The sequence below is a fragment of the Streptomyces sp. NBC_01546 genome, assembly GCF_045208355.1.
Classification (GTDB): Bacteria; Actinomycetota; Actinomycetes; order Streptomycetales; family Streptomycetaceae; genus Streptomyces.
Genome location: NZ_CP109379.1, coordinates 1,389,507 through 1,407,089, shown reverse-complemented (window position 1 = coordinate 1,407,089; position 17,583 = coordinate 1,389,507). Strand labels below are relative to the sequence as shown.

Genomic DNA, 17,583 nt, shown 5'->3' with positions numbered 1-17,583 from the left:
GCTTCCTTCGGATCGACATGCCTCTCGAAGGCCCCTCTGTTAACCCGCCGGTGTCCGATCGGTTACGGGTGAACCCCCACCGGCGGCAGGCGGGATCCGGTCCCCGGGTGGACGGTGAGGTCGCCGCGCGGGTCGCGGGTGATGCGGGTGCCGAATTCCCGGCTGGAGCGGGTGAGGACCGCGTGGAGCCAGTCGGAGTCCTCCCGGGAGGCGTTCCGCAGGCGCATTCGGTGGGCTTGCAGGGGGACGAGGCGGGCGTGGTCGAGCCGCCCGGTGTCCGGCTCCAGCGAGACGAGGTACAGCAGGCGCAGATCGTCCCGGTACCGCTCGTGGCCGCCGATGCCCTCGTAGTCGTCGATCAGGTCGCCGCAGCCGTAGAGGACCAGACGCCCCCGGTACACCTCGGACGGGCGCGGATGGTGCGAGGAGTGCCCGTGGACGAGGTCCGCGCCGCCGTCGACGAGCGCGTGCGCGAAGCGGATCTGGTCGCGCGGGACGGTGTGGCCCCAGTTGGAACCCCAGTGGATCGAGACGACCGCGAGGTCGCCGGACCGTTTCGCCCGCCGGACACGGCCGGCCACGTCGGCCGCGGCGGCGTCCGAGGCCTCGTAGAGGAAGTCGATCCCGCTGCGTTCCGCCGTGGCGGCCCAGCTGCTGGGGATACCACTGGAGGCCATCCCCAGGGAGAAGACCAGCAGGCGCCGGCCCCCGGGGAGGGGAAGGACCGCGGGCCGCCGCGCCTCGGCGAGGTCCCGTCCGGCCCCCGCCGTCCGAAGCCCCGCGTCGGCGAGCGAGCCGAGGGTCTCGGCCAGCCCGCGGCGGCCGTAGTCCAGGACGTGGTTGTTGGCGAGGACGCAGACGTCGGGCCGGGCGGCGGCCAGAGCGGGCAGGTTGGCGGGGTGCATCCGGTAGTGGACCCCCTTGTCGGGCCAGGCGTCGTCACTCCGGGTGACCGAGGTCTCCAGATTGAGGATCCGGGCATCCGGCGCGGCCGCGTCGAGGAGGTCCAGTGCCTCTCCCCACGGCCAGGAGAAGGCCGCCCGCCGGGGAACCGCGCCGTTCGCGGCCTCCGCCAGCTCGACGTACGTGCGGGCATCGGTGACGTACGCCTCCGCCAGGCCCGGATCGCCGGGGTGCGGAAGGATCTGGTCGACGCCGCGCCCGAGCATCACGTCACCGGCGAGGAACAGCGTCACGAGCTCGCCGCCCATGTCTCCAGGCTAGCCACACGCGGGCGTCCCGCGTGCCCGCCCGGGGCACGCGGGGGCACCCTGGAGACATGGCCCGAGCCAACGACGAGGTAGAGGCGCTCCTCCAGGAGTACGCCGACCTCGTCGCGATCCGAGGCGGGGAAGCCTTCAAGGCGCGCGCCTACGAGAAGGCCGCCCGCGCCGTCGGGGGCTACCCGCAGGACGTCTCGACCCTCGACGCCAAGGGCCTGCGCGAGATCCCCAACGTCGGCAGATCGGTCGCCGACAAGATCCTCGAGTACCTGCGCACCGGCCGCATGCCCTTCGTCGACGAGGCCAGGGCGTCCGTACCGGCCGGGGTGCGCGAGCTGATCAGGATTCCGGGCCTCGGCCCCCGCAAGGCCATGCTGCTGTACGAGGAACTGGGCATCACCTCGGTCGACCAGCTGGTCGACGCCATCCGGCAGGAGCGGCTGCGCGACCTGAAGGGCTTCGGCGAGCGCACCGAGGACAACATCCTGCACGGCATCTCGGTGCTGCAGAAGGCCGGCGAGGGCCGGATCCTCGTCAGCGCGGCCATGGAGGTCGCCGAGCAGCTCGTCGCCGAACTGTCGGACATCCGCGGCTGCGTCCGGTGCGCGTACGCGGGATCCCTGCGCCGGATGAAGGAGACCATCGGCGATGTCGACATCCTGGTGGCCGCCCGCCGGTCGGCCCCCTTCATGGACGCCCTCACCGCCCACCCGCACACGGCCGAGGTCATCGCCCACGGGGAGAAGAAGACCTCCGTACGGACCACCATCGGCCTCCAGGTGGACCTACGGGTCCTGCCGCCCGCCTCCTGGGGCGCGGGGCTGCAGTACTTCACCGGCTCCAAGGCCCACAACATCCGCACCCGGGAGCTCGCGGTGCGCCAGGGCCTCAAGCTCTCCGAGTACGGGCTCTTCGACACCGAGAGCGGCGAGAGCGTCACCTCCGAGACGGAGGAGGCCGTATACGCCGCGCTCGGGCTGCCCTGGATACCGCCGACGCTGCGCGAGGACCGCGGCGAGATCGCGGCCGGGCTGCGCGGCGAACTCCCCGACCTCCTGGCGGACAAGGACATCCGCGGCGATCTGCACACCCACACCGACCTCACCGACGGGCTGGCCCCGCTGGAGGACATGATCGCCGCCGCTGCCGCCCGCGGCTACGCGTACTACGCGGTCACCGACCACGCCCCGAACCTGTCCATGCAGCGCATGACCAGCGAGAAGATCCTCGCCCAGCGCGAGCAGGTCCGCGCACTGGACGGCGCGCACCACCGGATGCGGCTGCTGCACGGCACGGAACTCAACATCGGCCCGGACGGCGCCCTGGACTGGCCCGACGAGTTCCTCGCGGACTTCGACATCTGCGTGGCCTCCGTCCACTCCCACTTCAACCAGAGCAGGCAGGAACTCACCCGCCGCCTCGTCCGCGCCTGCGAGAACCCGAACGTCGCTGTCATCGGCCACCCCACGACCCGCCGGATCGGCAAGCGCCCGGGCATCGACGCCGACTTCGACGCCGTCTTCGAGGCCTGCGCGCGGACGGGCACCGTGCTGGAGATCAACGCCCATCCCGAGCGGCTCGACCTGTGCGACGAGGACATCCTGCGCGCAAAGCGGTACGGCGTGAAGTTCGCCGTGAACTCCGACGCGCACGCCACCACGCACCTGCCGTACATGCGCTACGGGGTGGCGACGGCGCAGCGCGGCTGGCTGACCAAGGACGACGTCGTCAACACGTGGCCCCTGACGAGGCTGCGAAGGTTTCTGGCCGGGAAGGGGGCCTGACGCAGGACTGCCGGACGCTCGTGCGGGGCCCGGTCGCCGGGTGGGCCCCCGGGCGGGATACTGAAGGTCACGCCGTGTGGAGGCGACATGCGCGAACCGGAGCATCGCGGCCCGAGCCCGACCTCGGCGTCGGTCATGGACACGGCAGCCGTCGTACTGGACGACGAGGGCGTGGTCATCGCCTGTTCCGGGACGGCTGCGACGCTGCTGCAGTGCTCGCCAGGGGAGTTGTGCGCTCCCTTGCTGGCGGTGCTTCCGAGCAAGGGAGCGGAAGCCGGCCCGGGCGGGCGTCTCGTGGGAGCGCTCGGCGGGGACCGGTCGGGCAGGGCGGGCGGCCTGGCGTTCACGGTGGTCCGGCTCGGGACGCGGACACGGACGCGGTCTGAGGGCGATTCCGCGTCGGGTGCTGCGTGGCTGGTACTGGTCACGTCGGCCGAAACCGCGGCGCAGGCTGCCGAGCGCGACTCGGAGCGACGCCGTACGGAGCTGTCCCAGGCCGCCGCCGCGACGATCGGCGCCTCCCTGGACGTGACGGAGATGGCCGAGGCCATCGTCGATCTGCTCGTCCCCGACTTCGCGGACCTGGCGACCGTGGATCTCGCGGAGCCGGTGCTGGTGGGCGACGAGCCGGCACACCTCAAGGCCAGCGGCGACGTCCGGCTGCGCCGGACCGCTGCCGCGCAGAGCCCGGAGATCTCCGCGGAGGCCCTCCTGGCGGTGGGAGAGGCACTTCCTCCCGTATCGGACAGTGCCTTGATGCGTCCCCTCATGGAGGGACGGCCGGTGCTGGTGTCCGACATCGCCGGTCTCGGCGCGAGGCTCGGCGTGGATCCCGAGAGCCTGCCGCTGCTCGTCCCCAGCGGGGCGCACTCCTCCGTGGCGGTGCCGCTGTACGCACGAGGTCTGATCCTCGGCTGCGTGACGGTCTGGCGCAGCCAGCTGCCCGCCGCGTTCGGCGAGCAGGACGCCGCCCTCCTCCAGGACGTCGTGTCCAGGGCCGCACTCGGCGTGGACAACGCTCGCCGTTTCACCAAGGAACACCGGTCGGCGGAGGCTCTGCAGCGAAGCCTGTTGCCGCGCTCGGCCCTGGAGTTCACGGCCGCCGAGACGGTGGGCGTCTACCAGCCGGCGGGCGGCGGTGCGGGAGTCGGCGGGGACTGGTTCGACGTGATCCCCCTGCCGTCGCTGCGCGTGGCGTTCGTCGTCGGCGATGTCGTCGGCCACGGCCTCGATGCCACCGCGGCCATGGCGCGGCTGCGGACCGCAGTGCAGACCCTGGCAGACGTCGACCTGGATCCGGGTGAGCTCCTCACACACCTGGACGACCTGGTGCTCGGTCTCTCCAGCGAACAGACGACCGGCGAATCCCGCTCCGAGACGGCCGTGCTCGGAGCGACGTGCCTGTACGCCGTCTACGACCCGGTGACGAGAGAGTGCTCCGCCGCCACCGCGGGCCATCCGCCGCCGGCCCTGCTGTCACCCGGTGAGGAGCCGGCCTTCGTCGGCATGGTGCCAGGACCGCTGCTGGGAGTCGGCGGAATGCCGTTCGAGGTAACGGAGTTCGGCGTACAGCCGGGCAGCATGCTGGCGTTCTTCACGGACGGGCTCGTCGAGAGCCGCGGCGGCGACATCGAGCAGGGGATGGAGAGACTGCGGAGATCGCTCGCCGGCGCGGACTCGAGCCGGCCCCTGGGCGAGATCTGCCAGAGCGTCTTCGACAGCGTGCTGTCCCAAGAGCCCGCCGACGACGTCGCCTTGCTGCTCGCCCGTACCCACGCCCTCTCGTCCGATCAGGTCGCGGAGTGGGAACTCGAAGCCGACCTGTCCCTCGTGGCGCATGCCCGCGAGCTGGTGACGGGCCAGCTGTCCGATTGGCAGTTGGAGGACCTCGGCTTCGTGACGGAACTCGTCGCCAGTGAACTCGTCACGAACGCCATCCGGTACGCCGGCGGCCCGGTCGGGCTCCGGCTCATCCGGGACGAGAAGCTCATCTGCGAGGTGTCCGACCCGAGTAGCACCCAGCCACGCCTGCGCCGCGCCCGGGAGACGGACGAAGGCGGGCGCGGCCTCTTCCTCGTCGCCCAGCTCGCCGACCGCTGGGGCAGCCGGTTCACCCGTACCGGGAAGACCATCTGGACGGAGCAGGCTATCGATGATGTGAAACGGCCGTAGTGACGGTGTCGAAGCGCATGGTGGTGCGGGACTGCTGGTCGTAGCGGTCCCAGCGGGGCATGGCCGGGTGGTTGGGGTCGCCGCTGCGTATGAACGAGATCCATGCCCGGTGCATGGTGCCGGCGAGGCCGTCCCTGCTTCCGGTGTCCATGCCCGCCAGGAACGGCGCGTGCGACCACGCGGCGAAATTGTCGAAGACGAACGGCAGGTCCAGGCAGTGCGGGGCACCCAGGCGGCCCTCGTGCGCGGGGGTGGGGAAGCCGAACTCGTACGCCCAGACCGGGCGGCCCCGCGCCGCCCGCGCTTCCGCGAACGCCAGGGTGGGCTTCCTGAACAGCTCGTCGGTGGTCAGGTCGATGAGTACGTCGATCGGCCGTGCGCCCGGGCGGGCGGCCTCGTACGCCGCGTACGCTTCTGCCGCGCCGTCGCCGAAGCCGTCCCGTGCCCGGCGGAGCACCTGTTCCCTGGTCGCCGACGCGTACGTCTCGCCCAGCGCGAAGGTGAACGCGGACTCCTCGCTGGTCCAGCCGATCAGGACGTCGATGTCCGCGCCCGGACCGTCGAGCAGGTTCAGGGCGGGCTGCCGTGGTGCGGTCGAGCCGTCGAGCACCGGCATGAACGGCGCGGTCCAGTGGCCCCATTGCGTGGTGGCCGCGAGGAGTCCGGCGGTGGCCTCGACCAGTCGCGGCCACGGCACCGTGCGCAGTTCGTCCACGTCCTTCACGCCGACGATCTCCAGATAGGCGGCGGTGCGGGCAAGGGACTCGTCAGGCGTGGCGAGGGGCATGGCGAGCGGGACGCTCTGGAGGATGGCTCGGCGGAACAGCCGGCCGTCACCTCCGTGGCCCGCGAGTGCCGCGGTGGAAAGGGCGCCGGCGGACTGGCCGGCGACGGTGACGTTGCCGGGATCCCCGCCGAAGGCGGCGATGTTGTCCTGGACCCAACGCAGCGCGGCGAGCTGGTCGGTGAGCCAGACGTTGCCGCACTCGGCGCCGTCGTCCGAGGCGAAGGAGAGGAGGCCGAGCGGTCCGAGCCGGTAGTTGAGGTTCACCACCACCAGGTCGCCGCCCCGGGCGAAGGTCTCGCCGGAGTAGTTCGGCATCGCCCCGGACCCGGAGATGAAGGCGCCGCCGTGGATCCAGACCAGGACGGGACGGCGGGCGTCGTCGGTGCCGGGCGTCCACACGTTGAGCGTCAGACAGTCCTCGTCGAAGGGCGGGAAGCCGTGGCCGCCGAGTATCGGGTCGCCCTCGCGGACGGCTTGCGGCGAACCGGGGCCGTACGCCGTCGCGTCGAGCGTGCCGCTCCACCCCTGATGCGGCTGCGCAGGGCGCCACCGGAGGGGCCCGACGGGCGGCGCCGCGTACGGCACGCCCTTGAACACGACCAGGTCGTCTTCGACTACGCCGCGGACCGGGCCCGATCGCGTGTTCACGACGGGCGCGGTGCGGCCTTGAGCGGAACCCATCCAGTGCGTCCTTCCAGACCGGGATCGAGGATCTTGGACCACTCCAATTTATTGCGTATTTATGGCGTCCGTCAATATTATTCGATCCATCAATACAGTGGAGGCTCGAATGACGACGTGGCGCATCGGTACGACGGTGATGCACAAGGTGCTGGAGGCGGAGGTCACCGTGCCCCTCACGGCGGCGCTCCGGACGGACGACACCGCGCTCCTGAAGCGGTACCCCTGGCCGGCGCCCGAGTTCAGCAGGGCGGACGGCACCTTCGTGATCTCGGTGCACGGGCTGCTCGTGGACACCGGCACGCGCAGGATCCTCGTGGACACGTGCGTCGGCAACGCCCGGCCTTCGGTGCCGTTCCTGAGCATGCTGGACTCGGCGTGGCTCCAGGACCTCGCCGCCCTCGGCTACCCTCCGGAATCGATCGACACCGTGGTGTGCACCCACCTTCACTTCGACCACGTCGGGTGGAACACCCGCCTGGTGGACGGGAAGTGGGTGCCGACCTTTCCCCGCGCACGCCACCTGGTCACACGCGTGGAATGGGAGCACCGGGCCGACGAGGCGGACGCGGGCCTCCGCGACACGATGCGGCCGCTGCTCGACCGAGGTCTCGTGGACTTCGTCGAAACCGATCACCGGGTGTGCGACGGCGTGCGCCTGGAAGCCGCTCCCGGGCACACCCCGGGACAGGTCGCGGTCGTGGTCGAATCCGGGGCGGAACGCGCGGTGATCACCGGTGACCTCGTGCACCACCCGGTCCAGTTCATCGAACCCGATGTCCCCAGCCTCGCCGACACCGACGCGGCGCTGGCCGCCGCCACCCGGCGGGCATTCGTCGAGCGGTACGCCGACACGGGCACGCTGATCGTCGGCACGCACTTCCCCGCCCCCACGGCAGGCGTCCTCCAGCGCGGCGGGGACGGGAGCGTACGGTTCGTCGCGGACGGCCGGCGGGGCTGAGCCGTGGACTTCCGGCAGCTGGAGTACTTCCTCGCCATCGTGGACCACGGCGGCTTCAACCGCGCGGCCGGGGCACTCTACGTATCCCAGCCGTCCCTGTCGCAGGCCATCCACGTGCTGGAGCGCGACGTGGGCAGCGGCCTCTTCCACCGGCTCGGCAGGAAGGCGGTCCTCACCGAGGCGGGCGCCGCACTGGTCCAGCCGGCCCGCGAAGCCCTGCACGCCCTGGAGCTGGCCAGGGCCGGCGTGGGCGCAGTCCGTGAACTGCGCGGGGGGCGCCTGGAGATCGCCGCGATGGCCTCACCCACGGTCGAACCCCTCAGCACCATGGTCCAGCGCTTCGCCGAGCGCCACCCGGCGGTGACCCTCAGCCTGCGCGTCGCCCTGACCCCCGCGGACGTGGTCGAGAGGGTACGCACGGGAGGGTGTGAACTCGGGCTGCTGACCACCTCGTCACCGCTGTCGCGTGCCGACATCGTCCCGCACCACGTGGGAGATCACCGGCTCGTGCTGGTCACCCCGAAGGACGGCCCCTTCCCGGCCGGCCGGGCGGTGCAACGCGAACAGCTCGAAGGGCACCGGCTGATCGTCGGGCAGCGGGGGACCGGAATCCGCGCATACGTCGACGACCTGAAAGCACAGGGCATCGACGTCCGCATCGCCGTGGAGACGGAACACCGCATGGCGTTCCTGCCCCTGGTGTTGGGCGGCGTAGGGCTGGCCGTGGTGACGGAATCCTGGGCAGGCCTGTCGGAGCGGGCCGGAGCGCTGGTCCTGGACCTGGAGCCGCCCGCCGTGCAGCGCAACATCATGGTCAGCCGCAACGCGCAGCTGACACCGGCTGCCCGCGCCTTCCTGGACATCGCCGTTCGCCGTCCAGCCGGCTCATAGGACCCGCCTATGGGGCACATCGGAGATACGTGTTGGACCCGGACGATGCCTGATTGCTGGAATGCGAGGCATGACGAACCACAGCATCGCCCTCATACCCGGTGACGGCATCGGCACCGAAGTCCTCCCGGCCGCACGCGAGATACTCGACACCGTCGGCCAGCGCCACGGCATCGCCTTCACCTACGAACAGTTCGACTGGTCCTGCGAGCGGTACCTGCGACTCGGATCGATGATGCCCGAGGACGGCCTGGAACAGCTCCGCCGTCATGACGCGATCCTGCTCGGCGCGGTCGGCTACCCGGGTGTGCCGGACCACGTGTCCCTGTGGGGGCTGCTCATCCCGATCCGCCGGGCCTTCGCCCAGTACGTCAACCTCCGCCCGATCCGCGTGTTCGACGGCCTGCCCAGCCCCGTACGCGCGGCCACGCCCGGCGAGGTGGACTTCGTGGTCGTCCGGGAGAACACCGAAGGCGAGTACAGCGAGATCGGCGGTCGGATGAACCGTGGGTTTCCCGATGAAATGGCCGTGCAGCAAGCCGTGTTCACGCGGGCGGGAGTGACCCGGGTCCTCGACTTCGCCTTCGGCCTCGCCGAACGGCGCGGCGGCCGCCTCACGTCGGCGACGAAGTCCAACGGCATCGTGCACACGATGCCGTTCTGGGACGAGCTGGTGGAAGAGCGCTCCGCCGAGTACCCGACGGTCGACTGGCACCAGGAGCACATCGACGCGCTGGCCGCGAAGTTCGTCCTCGACCCCGCCCGCTTCGACGTCGTCGTCGCGTCCAACCTCTTCGGGGACATCCTCAGCGACCTGGCGGCGGCCGTGGCCGGCGGCATCGGCATCGCTCCGTCCGCCAACCTCAACCCGCGGGGTGAGTACCCCTCCATGTTCGAGCCGGTCCACGGATCTGCACCCGACATCGCCGGGCAGGGCATCGCCAATCCGATCGGCGCGATCTGGTCCGCCGCCATGATGCTCGACCACCTCGGCCACCCCGGGGCCGCGGCGGACATCACCGACGCCATCGCCCGCGTCCTGGCCACCACCTCGGTGCGGACGCGTGACCTCGGAGGTTCCGCCTCCACCGCCGACTTCACCGCCGCGGTCCTCCGGCACCTCTGACGGGGGCCGCCGGTTCCGCGGTCGAGGGAAAGGATCCGGCGGGCGAACGACCCTCGGCGTTCGCCCGCCGGAGACGAGGCCCGGGCCGCCGCAGTGCGGGAGGCGGCCCGGGAGGGGGTCAGCGCACGGTGCGGATCGGCAGGATGGCGAGTGCGCCGAGCAGTGAGAGCACGCCGCCGGCCAGGAAGAGCGGGGTGTATCCGCCGAAGGCGGTCACGACGGCCGAGGCGATGAACGGGGCGATGATCTGCGGCCCGGCATTGGCCATGTTGAGGACGCCCAGGTCGCGGGCGGCGTTCTCGGCCCGGGGGAGGACCAGGGTGACGAGCGCCGTGTCGACGGCCATGAAGCAGCCGAAGGCCAGACCGTTGAGAGCGTTGAAGACGATCATGCCGGTCCAGGTCGGGCTGATCACGGGGACCACCATGACGAGCCCGGCCAGTGCGGCCGAGACCCCGACGAACACCTTGCGCCGGTTCCAGCGGTCGGACAGCACACCGCCGACCACCGTGGACACGGCCATCGCGACCATCGTCACCGGAGTGAGGACGGCCATCGCGGCGGCCGGGGAGAGACCGGCCGGCAACTCGATGTGGTCGTCCAGGATGTACAGCTGGTATCCGATCACCGAGAAGTAGCCGAGCACCATGAGGGCGCGGCCGATGAAGGCCCACCGGAAGTCGTGGCTGGCCAGCGCCGAGAGGAATGCCGCGATCTGCTGGCGCACGGGCACGGCCGCCGCCGGTTCGGACCGGGGGACATCTCGGCAGAACACGCTCAGCAGCAGCGCCGAACCGGCGGCCAGGGCGCCGAAGACCAGGTATCCCGTACGCACGTGCCCCACGGTCTGCGAGGCGATCAGCACGCCGACGGTGCCGCCGATCGGCAGTGCCAGCCCGACCACCGCGGAGGCGGTGCCGCGCTTCGCTGCCGGGACCCGGTCGGGTACGACGGCGGTGACGGCCGCCTGATAGACGTTCATCGTGGCCTGGATCAGGCACCAGGCAATGCCGGCGAGCAGTGCGGTCCGGACGGAGCCGAGGAAGGCCAGCCCGGCCAGGGAAGCCAGGGCGCCGCCCAGGATCCACGGGTTGCGACGGCCGGACCGGTCGGACAGAGCGCCGGCGATCGGGTTGAAGGCCGTCGCGAAGACCGCGCTGATCCCGCCGATCACCCCCAGGACGGCGACCTTGTTCTCCGGGTCGATCGCGGCGATCTGCGTGGGCAGCAGCACCGAGCCGACACCCATGTAGACGGCCAGCATGGACGAGTTGGCCAGCAACAGCAGCAACATGAGTCCGCGCTGCCCGGGAGCTTTGAGCTCCTCGTGGGTGCGCGTCTCGGACAGTTCGTCGGCAGTCATGACGACTCCTGGGGAAAGGGAGCAAAAGGGGGAGGGGGCCGCGGGATCGCGTGGCGCGCGGCGGGGACGGGCCCTTGGACCAGGACGCGTCTAGTTACACGTGTTAGCGGGTGTGTGAGCACTGTGTAGCACGTGATCCGGGCCCCCGGCTAGGGCTGGAATCGCGGTTCGCCTCGCCGCGACCGTCCAGATCGGCCACGATGTCCAAAAGTTATGTTGCATTCGTGGCGACGGTCAGCTAGGCGCGATACTCCCCGCTGGCGCGACGCTACCGCCCGTCGCCGCCCCGGTCCGACCGCCGCCCATCGGTGAAGCCGTCGGCGCCGCCCTCCCCGCATTCCTCCGGCTTGCATCGCAGAGCGAGACGCGTCGCGCTCGATCCTCGCCGTCGGACCGGTGCACCCGTGTCCCGTCCCTTCCTGCGTTCAAGCGCCGGGAGGGTGACCACGATTGAGGCAAACATGATCGATCCGACCTCTGCAGGACGTCCGCCCCTGATGCCGTCCTTCCCCTCGCGGCATCACGTCCCCGCCCCTGCGCCACGCGGCGCGCTGCTGTCCGGAGCGGCGCTTTCGCTGATGGCCCTGTCCATCGGTCTGCTGCTCGGAGGTGAGCGGCCGCCGTTCTTCCAGTCGCTCGACGACAGCTGGGCGCGGTGGACGGGCGGCGGGGGAAGCGGGTCGGCCGCCGATTTCGCCTACCTCCTCGACAGGCTGGGCGGCCCCTTGGGGGTGGTCTTCCCGCTGGCGCTGACCGGTGGCCTGTGTGTCTACGGGCGCTGGAGGTCGGGGCTGTTCGTCTTCGCGGCCTCGGTCGTGGCGAACATGCTGGTGGTCCTTCCGCTGAAGTCAATGGTCGACCGGCCGAGGCCGCCGCATCCGCTGGTGCTGGTCAACGACGGCTCGTACCCGTCCGGGCAGGTGTTCACGGCTGTGACGCTGGTGATGGTGATCGGCGTCGTGCTTTTTTCGCCCCGCACGCGGCGCTGGTGGTGGCTGTTCGGCGCGCTGTACGTCGCGGCCATGATGTGGAGCCGGACCTGGCTGCACGCGCAGTGGCTCAGCGACACCGCCGCCGGAGCCCTCGCGGGAGGCGGGGTGTGTCTGCTGCTCCACCGGGCCTTCGCTCCGCTGCTGGAGCGGGAGGCGGCGCTCGCCGCGGAGGACCGCCTGTGGCTCTAAGGTCCTGCTGCCCGGCTGTTACACGTGTAATCTAACTGCGGGGGACGCCGCGCCGGGGGTGGCGGCGGCCCGGCCCCGGGTGCGCGGCGGGAGCGCCCGGGGCGGGGTGGCAGCCGCCTCGGCCCGGCAGCTGCCACCCGCACCCGGCAACTGCCCCCCCGCGGCCCGGCAGCCGCCACCCCTGAGGGGGCCTCACCAGCCGTTGATGGAGTTCCACCAGCTCCACTGCGGCGGCTTCGAGCCGCTGTCGGCCGCCCGCTCGTCCTTCCGCTTCGCCGGTACTCCCATCACCGTGGAGGTCGCGGGCGCGCCGGCCGCGGCGTTCGGGCGGACCGGCCGGACCGGGGCGAACACCACCGGCAGTTCGTCCGGGGCGCCGGACCACAGGGACGGCTGCCGGGGTGGAGCGATGGCGTGAACGCCGGGGCGGAGCTGCCCAAGGCGACGCAGCAGGACGTCCACGGCCGTCTCGGCGATCGACCGGGCCACGTCCTTGGCGGGGCATCCGTGGGAGCCGGTTCCCCAGGCCAAGTGGGCGCGGCTGCCGAGGTTTTGTGCGCCGTGGACGCGCAGGTCGGTGTTGGCTGCCGCCAGGCAGGGAATGAGCAGGTCGCCGGCGCGCACCCGGCATCCCGCGAAGGTGAGATCGTTGCGCGCCCAGCGGCCCGCGATGTTGGGGACCGGCGAGCCGTCCCACAGCGCGCGGTCGGTGAGGTCCCGGACGGTCAGCTGACCGGTGGCCACCGCCGAGTCCAGACGCGCGTCGCCCAGCTGCAGGCGCATCGTGCCGCTGATCCACCCGATGGTGCTCTCCCCTCCCGAGAGGAGGACCGCCGCCAGGCCGTGGGCCACCTCGGCCTCGGTCAGGGGGGCGGAATGAGCCAGCAGCCATGACGTGAGGTCCGGGCCGGGCACTTCACGCTTCGCGGCGACCAGACGGTGCAACATCCCTGTCAGCTCGGCCTCGGCGCGGGCCGCGTCGTGGGCGCCCCCGGCGATCGAGCCGAGCAGCGCGCCGAGCCTGCGCTCCTCGGACCGGGGTAGTCCGACCAGCATCCTGAAGGCGGACCACACCAGGGGACGCGCGTACTGGCTGACGAGATCGGCGGTACGGTCCGTGGCCCATCCGTCCACCAGCGCCTCGGCCTGCTGCCTGACCGCGCTGCGCAGCCGGCGCAGGTCGATGCCGTTCAAGGTCTCGGTCACGGCCCGGCGCTGCCGGCGGTGTGCCTGGTCGTCGAGGCGGTTCAGGGCCGGACGCCAGCCCAGTACCGCCAGCAGCGGGGAGTTCTCGGGCAGGGACCCCTCGGTGATCGAGTTCCAGCGGCGTGCGTCGCTGGAGAAGGCCCGCTCGTTCCACACGAGCTCGAGCACCTCCTGGTAGCCCATCACCAGCCAGGCCCCGACACCCGGACCGAGCTCCACGGGGGCGATCGGCCCCCAGTGCCTGCGCAGGCCCTCGTAGAAACGGCCCGGATCCTGGTCGGGCAGGCCGCCGTGCAGGGGGACCAGACCGCCGTGAAACGGAACTGGGCATTCGTGCGGTGACTGACTGTTCTGGTCCATCGAATTCCCTCCGTGCATGTCTGATGCCGGTCGGTAACGCGTGTAACCTTGTGGGGTGAAGCGGTCGGCGGGCCGGAAAAGCGAGCGAAGAAGGACGTCATGGCGAAAGAAACGCCCGGTGCTGTCTCGGTCACGAGCACCGACGTGGCCCGCCTGGCGGGGGTCTCCCGTGCCACCGTGTCCTTCGTCCTGAACGACACCCAGGGCCACCGGGTCAGCGCAGGCACCCGGGCCCGCGTGCTGGCCGCGGCTGGGAACCTCGGATACGTGCCGCACGCCGCCGCCCGCTCCCTGCGTGCCGGGCGGAGCAACCTGGTACTGCTCCCCGCGTCGGTCTCCGCGATCGGCAGCCTGGTCAGCACCTGGGTGGACGATCTGCAGAGCGAACTCGACCGCCACGGCTACACGACGGTGCTCCACACGGGCCGCTTCCCCGACGAGGCGACCGCCGCGCGGTCGTGGGCGGAACTGCGGCCCGCCGCGGTGCTGGCCATGAACGGTGACCGGATCACCGGCGAGGCGGGCGACATCCTGCGCCGCGCCGGGGTGCGCGGACTGCTCGCCGTCGCCGCCCGTCCGGTGGAAGGAATCCACACCGTGGTGTTCGACCACGGGCGTGTCGGTGAAGTCGCCGTAGAGCATCTGATCGCCCGCGGGCGGAGCAGGATCGGCGTGGTCATGCCGCGAGAGCGCGGCCTGGACGCCTTCGGCGGGCCGCGGCTGGCCGGCGCCGAGCGGGTCGCCGCCCGGCACCTGGCGACCGTCGAGCCGGTGGAACTCGCCTATACGCGCGAGTCCGCCGCGGCCCTGGCCGCGCGCTGGACGGACCTGGGCCTGGACGGCGTGTTCGCTTTCAACGACGAATACGCCGCTCTCCTCATGCACGCACTGCGCAGCGAGGGCATCGCGGTGCCGGACGAGGTCGCCGTCGTCGGCTGTGACGACCTCGTGCCGTCCGCTCTGCAGCAGCCGCCGCTGACCACGGTCCGCCTGCACCTGCCGTCGGCGGCGGTCATCGCCGACACCCTCCATGCGCTGATCGAGGAGGGTGAGGCGGCGCCGGTGCCGGGCGTGGAGGCCGAGTTGGTCCACCGGCTCAGCTCCTGAGGCGGCCCCGGGAGACGGCGCTCTCGCGGGCCAGTTTCCCTCTGAACAGCCACCAGAACAGCAGGGCGGCGCCGGCGCCGACCGCGGCGCCGGCCACCGTGTCGGTGAGCCAGTGGGCGTGCAGCCAGGTCCGGCTCCACATCATGGCGGCGGTGAACAGCGTGCCCGAGATCCACCACGCACGCCGTCGCGCCGCCGGTACGAGCAGGGCGCCCACGATCACCACGAGGAGCGCCGCCCCGGCGGCGTGACCCGAAGGGAACGAGCCGTGGTCCACCCGGACCAGGGGGTTCGCCGGACGGGGCCGGTCCACCACGTGTTTGAGGACCTGCACGAAGGCCATGCTCCCCACCAGGTAGGTGGTGAGCAGGTAGGCCACGGACCACCAGCGCTTCCGCACGATCAGGAAGATCAGCAGACCGACGGGAACGACCACTCCCAGCGGCCCCCCGAACCAGTTCAGGACGGCCGCCACGGCTCCGTAGACGCCGCCGTGCGGGCCTGCCATCCAGGTCAGCCAGCGCTCGTCCAGCCCCTGGAAGGGCGGGCGTTCGGGGTGTGACCGGACGAGGACGCCCAGCAGCACGGTCACGAGCAGCAGGAAGATTCCCAGGGGGAGTACACCGGCTCGTGGCGGAGCGGGTGTGGACCGGCGGTGTCTGGGAGTGGCCGGGGCCGCAGGGGGAGCAACCCGAATACCGGACATGGCAGCCTCTCGTGGCCGCGGCACGGCCGGCGGCCCGTATCTGTGTGTCGTGGGTGGACTCGCGACCCGAACGCGGCAAGGCGTGGGGCGCCGAGGGAGATGCGGCAGCCGCCCTTCGCGGGCAGCACGGTGACATCGCCGCCGACGTTTACCGGTCCTTCGTAACGTTTGTCCGAAATGCTTGAAACGCTTCGGCGAGATGCCTAGCATGTTACACGTGTAACTCCATCGCACCAGTGGTGCGGCGCCATGTATCGGCGAGCGGCTGCGCAACGCGCTGTTAACAAAATCAAATATCGCGCATCATTGACGGTCGCCAGTTTAGCGAGATACTTGCTCCACTCTCCCTGCTGCCCCGAGATTGAGGTGCCGCCCCATGGAGCTCTCCCCGTCTGCTCATGTCGATACGTTCTGTCGCGATCGGCTCCCGCCCTTCTCCCTCTGGCCCGAACTGCACTTCGATCTACCGGAGTTGAACTATCCGGACCGGCTCAACTGCGCACGGCGGCTGCTCGACGACGCCGTCGGGCGCTGGGGGGCCGACCGGCCCTGTCTGCTGACTCCCACGGACCGGTGGACATACGGTGACCTGCTGCAACGCGCCAATCAGGTGGCCCAGGTACTCACCGAGGACTTCGGCCTCGTCCCCGGCAACCGCGTTCTGCTGCGCGGCCCCAACAACCCCTGGCTGGTGGCGACGTGGTTCGGGGTGCTGAAGGCCGGCGGCGTCGCCGTCACCACCATGCCGTTGCTGCGCGCCGGTGAGCTCGCGGAGCTGAACGAGATCAGCCGGCCGGCCGTCGCCGTGTGCGACCACCGCTACCTCGACGAACTCACCGCCACCGCGACCACCACCGCCGCTCCCGGCCCGGCCGTGCTGGCCTACGGCGGTCCCGGCGAGGAGGACCTGGTCGCGCGCTGCGCCGCGAAGGACGGGCGGTTCGCCGCTGTCGACACCGCCGCGGACGACGTCGCCCTGATCGCCTTCACCTCGGGAACGACCGGACGGCCGAAGGCGACCCTGCACTTCCACCGGGACGTACTGGCCAACGCCGACACCTTCTCCCGCCATGTGCTGCGGCCCCGCCAGGACGACGTCTTCACCGGAACTCCGCCTCTGGCCTTCACGTTCGGGCTCGGCGGACTGGTGGTCTTCCCGCTGTACGCGGGCGCGGCCACCCTGCTGATCGAGCAGGCCGCCCCGCAGCAGCTGGCCGACCTCGTGGAGGAGCACGGGGTCACCGTGCTCTTCACGGCGCCCACCGCCTACCGGGCGATCATGGCGGCCGGCGCGGTGGGTCAGCTGGCGGGCCTGCGCCGCTGCGTGTCCGCCGGAGAAGCGCTGCCGACGGCCGTGTGGGAGGAGTTCCACGCCGCCACCGGACTGGGCATCATCGACGGCATCGGCGCCACCGAGATGCTCCACGTGTTCATCTCCGCTTCGGACGGCGAGATACGCCCCGGCTCGACGGGCAGGCCGGTCCCGGGATACCGGGCCCGGGTGGTCGACGAGGCGGGCGAGCCCGTCCCGGACGGGCAGCCCGGCCTCCTCGCGGTCACCGGCCCCACGGGCTGCCGGTACATGGAGGATCCGCGGCAGACCGTGTACGTCAGGAACGGCTGGAACATCACCGGTGACACCTACATCCGGGATGCCGACGGCTACTTCTGGTACGTGGCCCGCAGTGACGACATGATCGTCTCCTCCGGGTACAACATCGCCGGTCCCGAGGTGGAGAAGGCGCTCGCCACCCACCCCTACGTCGAGGAATGCGGAGTCGTCGGGGCCCCCGACGCCAAGCGCGGAATGCTCGTCAAGGCGTACGTGATCCTGCGCCCCGGTGTCGCGCCCGACGAGGTGACGGCCAAGGAGCTCCAGGACCACGTGAAGCGGAGCGTCGCGCCCTACAAGTACCCGCGCGCCGTCGAGTTCGTCACCGACCTCCCGCGCACCAGCAACGGAAAGCTCCAGCGCGCCGAGCTGCGCAAGCGGGCCCACCTCACCACCAGTTAGCAGTCCACGAAAGGCACGACC

At 71.2% G+C, this 17,583-nt stretch carries 13 protein-coding genes; 8 read left to right on the top strand and 5 right to left on the bottom strand.

Going from position 1 to position 17,583, the window contains the following annotated elements:
* Positions 1 to 62: 62 nt before the first annotated feature.
* Positions 63 to 1,211, bottom strand: coding sequence for a CapA family protein (locus OHA89_RS06845; protein ID WP_266613567.1), 1,149 nt, complete (start codon positions 1,209 to 1,211; stop codon positions 63 to 65).
* A 68-nt stretch (positions 1,212 to 1,279) separates the two neighbouring features.
* Between OHA89_RS06845 and polX the strand changes: the two genes are divergently transcribed.
* Both polX and OHA89_RS06835 read left to right on the top strand, forming a co-directional pair.
* Positions 1,280 to 3,007, top strand: coding sequence for a DNA polymerase/3'-5' exonuclease PolX (gene polX, locus OHA89_RS06840; protein ID WP_406365669.1), 1,728 nt, complete (start codon positions 1,280 to 1,282; stop codon positions 3,005 to 3,007).
* Positions 3,008 to 3,094: 87 nt separating this feature from the next.
* The gene (locus OHA89_RS06835; RefSeq protein ID WP_266613564.1) at positions 3,095 to 5,179 is read left to right on the top strand and encodes a SpoIIE family protein phosphatase; all 2,085 of its coding nucleotides are present in this window, start codon (positions 3,095 to 3,097) and stop codon (positions 5,177 to 5,179) included.
* On the opposite strand, the gene OHA89_RS06830 is transcribed toward OHA89_RS06835, so the two are convergent.
* The gene (locus OHA89_RS06830; RefSeq protein ID WP_406365668.1) at positions 5,154 to 6,647 is read right to left on the bottom strand and encodes a carboxylesterase/lipase family protein; all 1,494 of its coding nucleotides are present in this window, start codon (positions 6,645 to 6,647) and stop codon (positions 5,154 to 5,156) included. The genes OHA89_RS06835 and OHA89_RS06830 overlap by 26 nt on opposite strands.
* A gap of 109 nt (positions 6,648 to 6,756) precedes the next feature.
* On the opposite strand from OHA89_RS06830, the gene OHA89_RS06825 reads away from it, so the two are divergent.
* The 3 genes from OHA89_RS06825 (at position 6,757) to OHA89_RS06815 (ending at position 9,625) form a co-directional block, all read left to right on the top strand.
* Positions 6,757 to 7,608 carry an MBL fold metallo-hydrolase gene (locus tag OHA89_RS06825; protein WP_266613560.1) on the top strand — a complete coding sequence of 284 codons (852 nt, stop codon included), beginning with the start codon at positions 6,757 to 6,759 and terminating at the stop codon, positions 7,606 to 7,608.
* Positions 7,609 to 7,611: 3 nt separating this feature from the next.
* The gene (locus OHA89_RS06820; RefSeq protein WP_266613559.1) at positions 7,612 to 8,499 is read left to right on the top strand and encodes a LysR family transcriptional regulator; all 888 of its coding nucleotides are present in this window, start codon (positions 7,612 to 7,614) and stop codon (positions 8,497 to 8,499) included.
* Between the two features lie 70 nt (positions 8,500 to 8,569).
* On the top strand, positions 8,570 to 9,625 hold the full coding sequence (locus OHA89_RS06815; RefSeq protein WP_266613557.1) for a tartrate dehydrogenase: 1,056 nt from the start codon (positions 8,570 to 8,572) through the stop codon (positions 9,623 to 9,625).
* Positions 9,626 to 9,743: 118 nt separating this feature from the next.
* Here OHA89_RS06815 and OHA89_RS06810 read toward each other — a convergent pair whose 3' ends face one another.
* Entirely contained in the window at positions 9,744 to 10,988 is a 1,245-nt protein-coding gene (locus OHA89_RS06810; RefSeq protein WP_266613555.1) for an MFS transporter, read from the bottom strand.
* Positions 10,989 to 11,449: 461 nt separating this feature from the next.
* On the opposite strand from OHA89_RS06810, the gene OHA89_RS06805 reads away from it, so the two are divergent.
* Positions 11,450 to 12,169: a phosphatase PAP2 family protein gene (locus tag OHA89_RS06805; protein ID WP_406365666.1), complete on the top strand. Its 720-nt coding sequence runs from the start codon at positions 11,450 to 11,452 to the stop codon at positions 12,167 to 12,169.
* A gap of 192 nt (positions 12,170 to 12,361) precedes the next feature.
* Here the strand turns inward: OHA89_RS06805 and OHA89_RS06800 are convergent, their stop codons facing one another.
* Entirely contained in the window at positions 12,362 to 13,735 is a 1,374-nt protein-coding gene (locus OHA89_RS06800) for a cytochrome P450 (RefSeq protein ID WP_406365665.1), read from the bottom strand.
* Positions 13,736 to 13,834: 99 nt separating this feature from the next.
* Between OHA89_RS06800 and OHA89_RS06795 the strand changes: the two genes are divergently transcribed.
* A complete protein-coding gene (locus tag OHA89_RS06795; protein WP_266613549.1) occupies positions 13,835 to 14,842 on the top strand; it encodes a LacI family DNA-binding transcriptional regulator in 1,008 nt (335 codons plus the stop codon).
* Here OHA89_RS06795 and OHA89_RS06790 read toward each other — a convergent pair.
* A complete protein-coding gene (locus tag OHA89_RS06790) occupies positions 14,832 to 15,434 on the bottom strand; it encodes a phosphatase PAP2 family protein (protein WP_257553236.1) in 603 nt (200 codons plus the stop codon). The genes OHA89_RS06795 and OHA89_RS06790 overlap by 11 nt on opposite strands.
* 490 nt (positions 15,435 to 15,924) lie before the next feature.
* Here OHA89_RS06790 and OHA89_RS06785 point away from each other — a divergent pair, with 490 nt between their 5' ends.
* Positions 15,925 to 17,562 carry an AMP-binding protein gene (locus OHA89_RS06785; protein WP_406365663.1) on the top strand — a complete coding sequence of 546 codons (1,638 nt, stop codon included), beginning with the start codon at positions 15,925 to 15,927 and terminating at the stop codon, positions 17,560 to 17,562.
* Positions 17,563 to 17,583 lie beyond the last annotated feature (21 nt).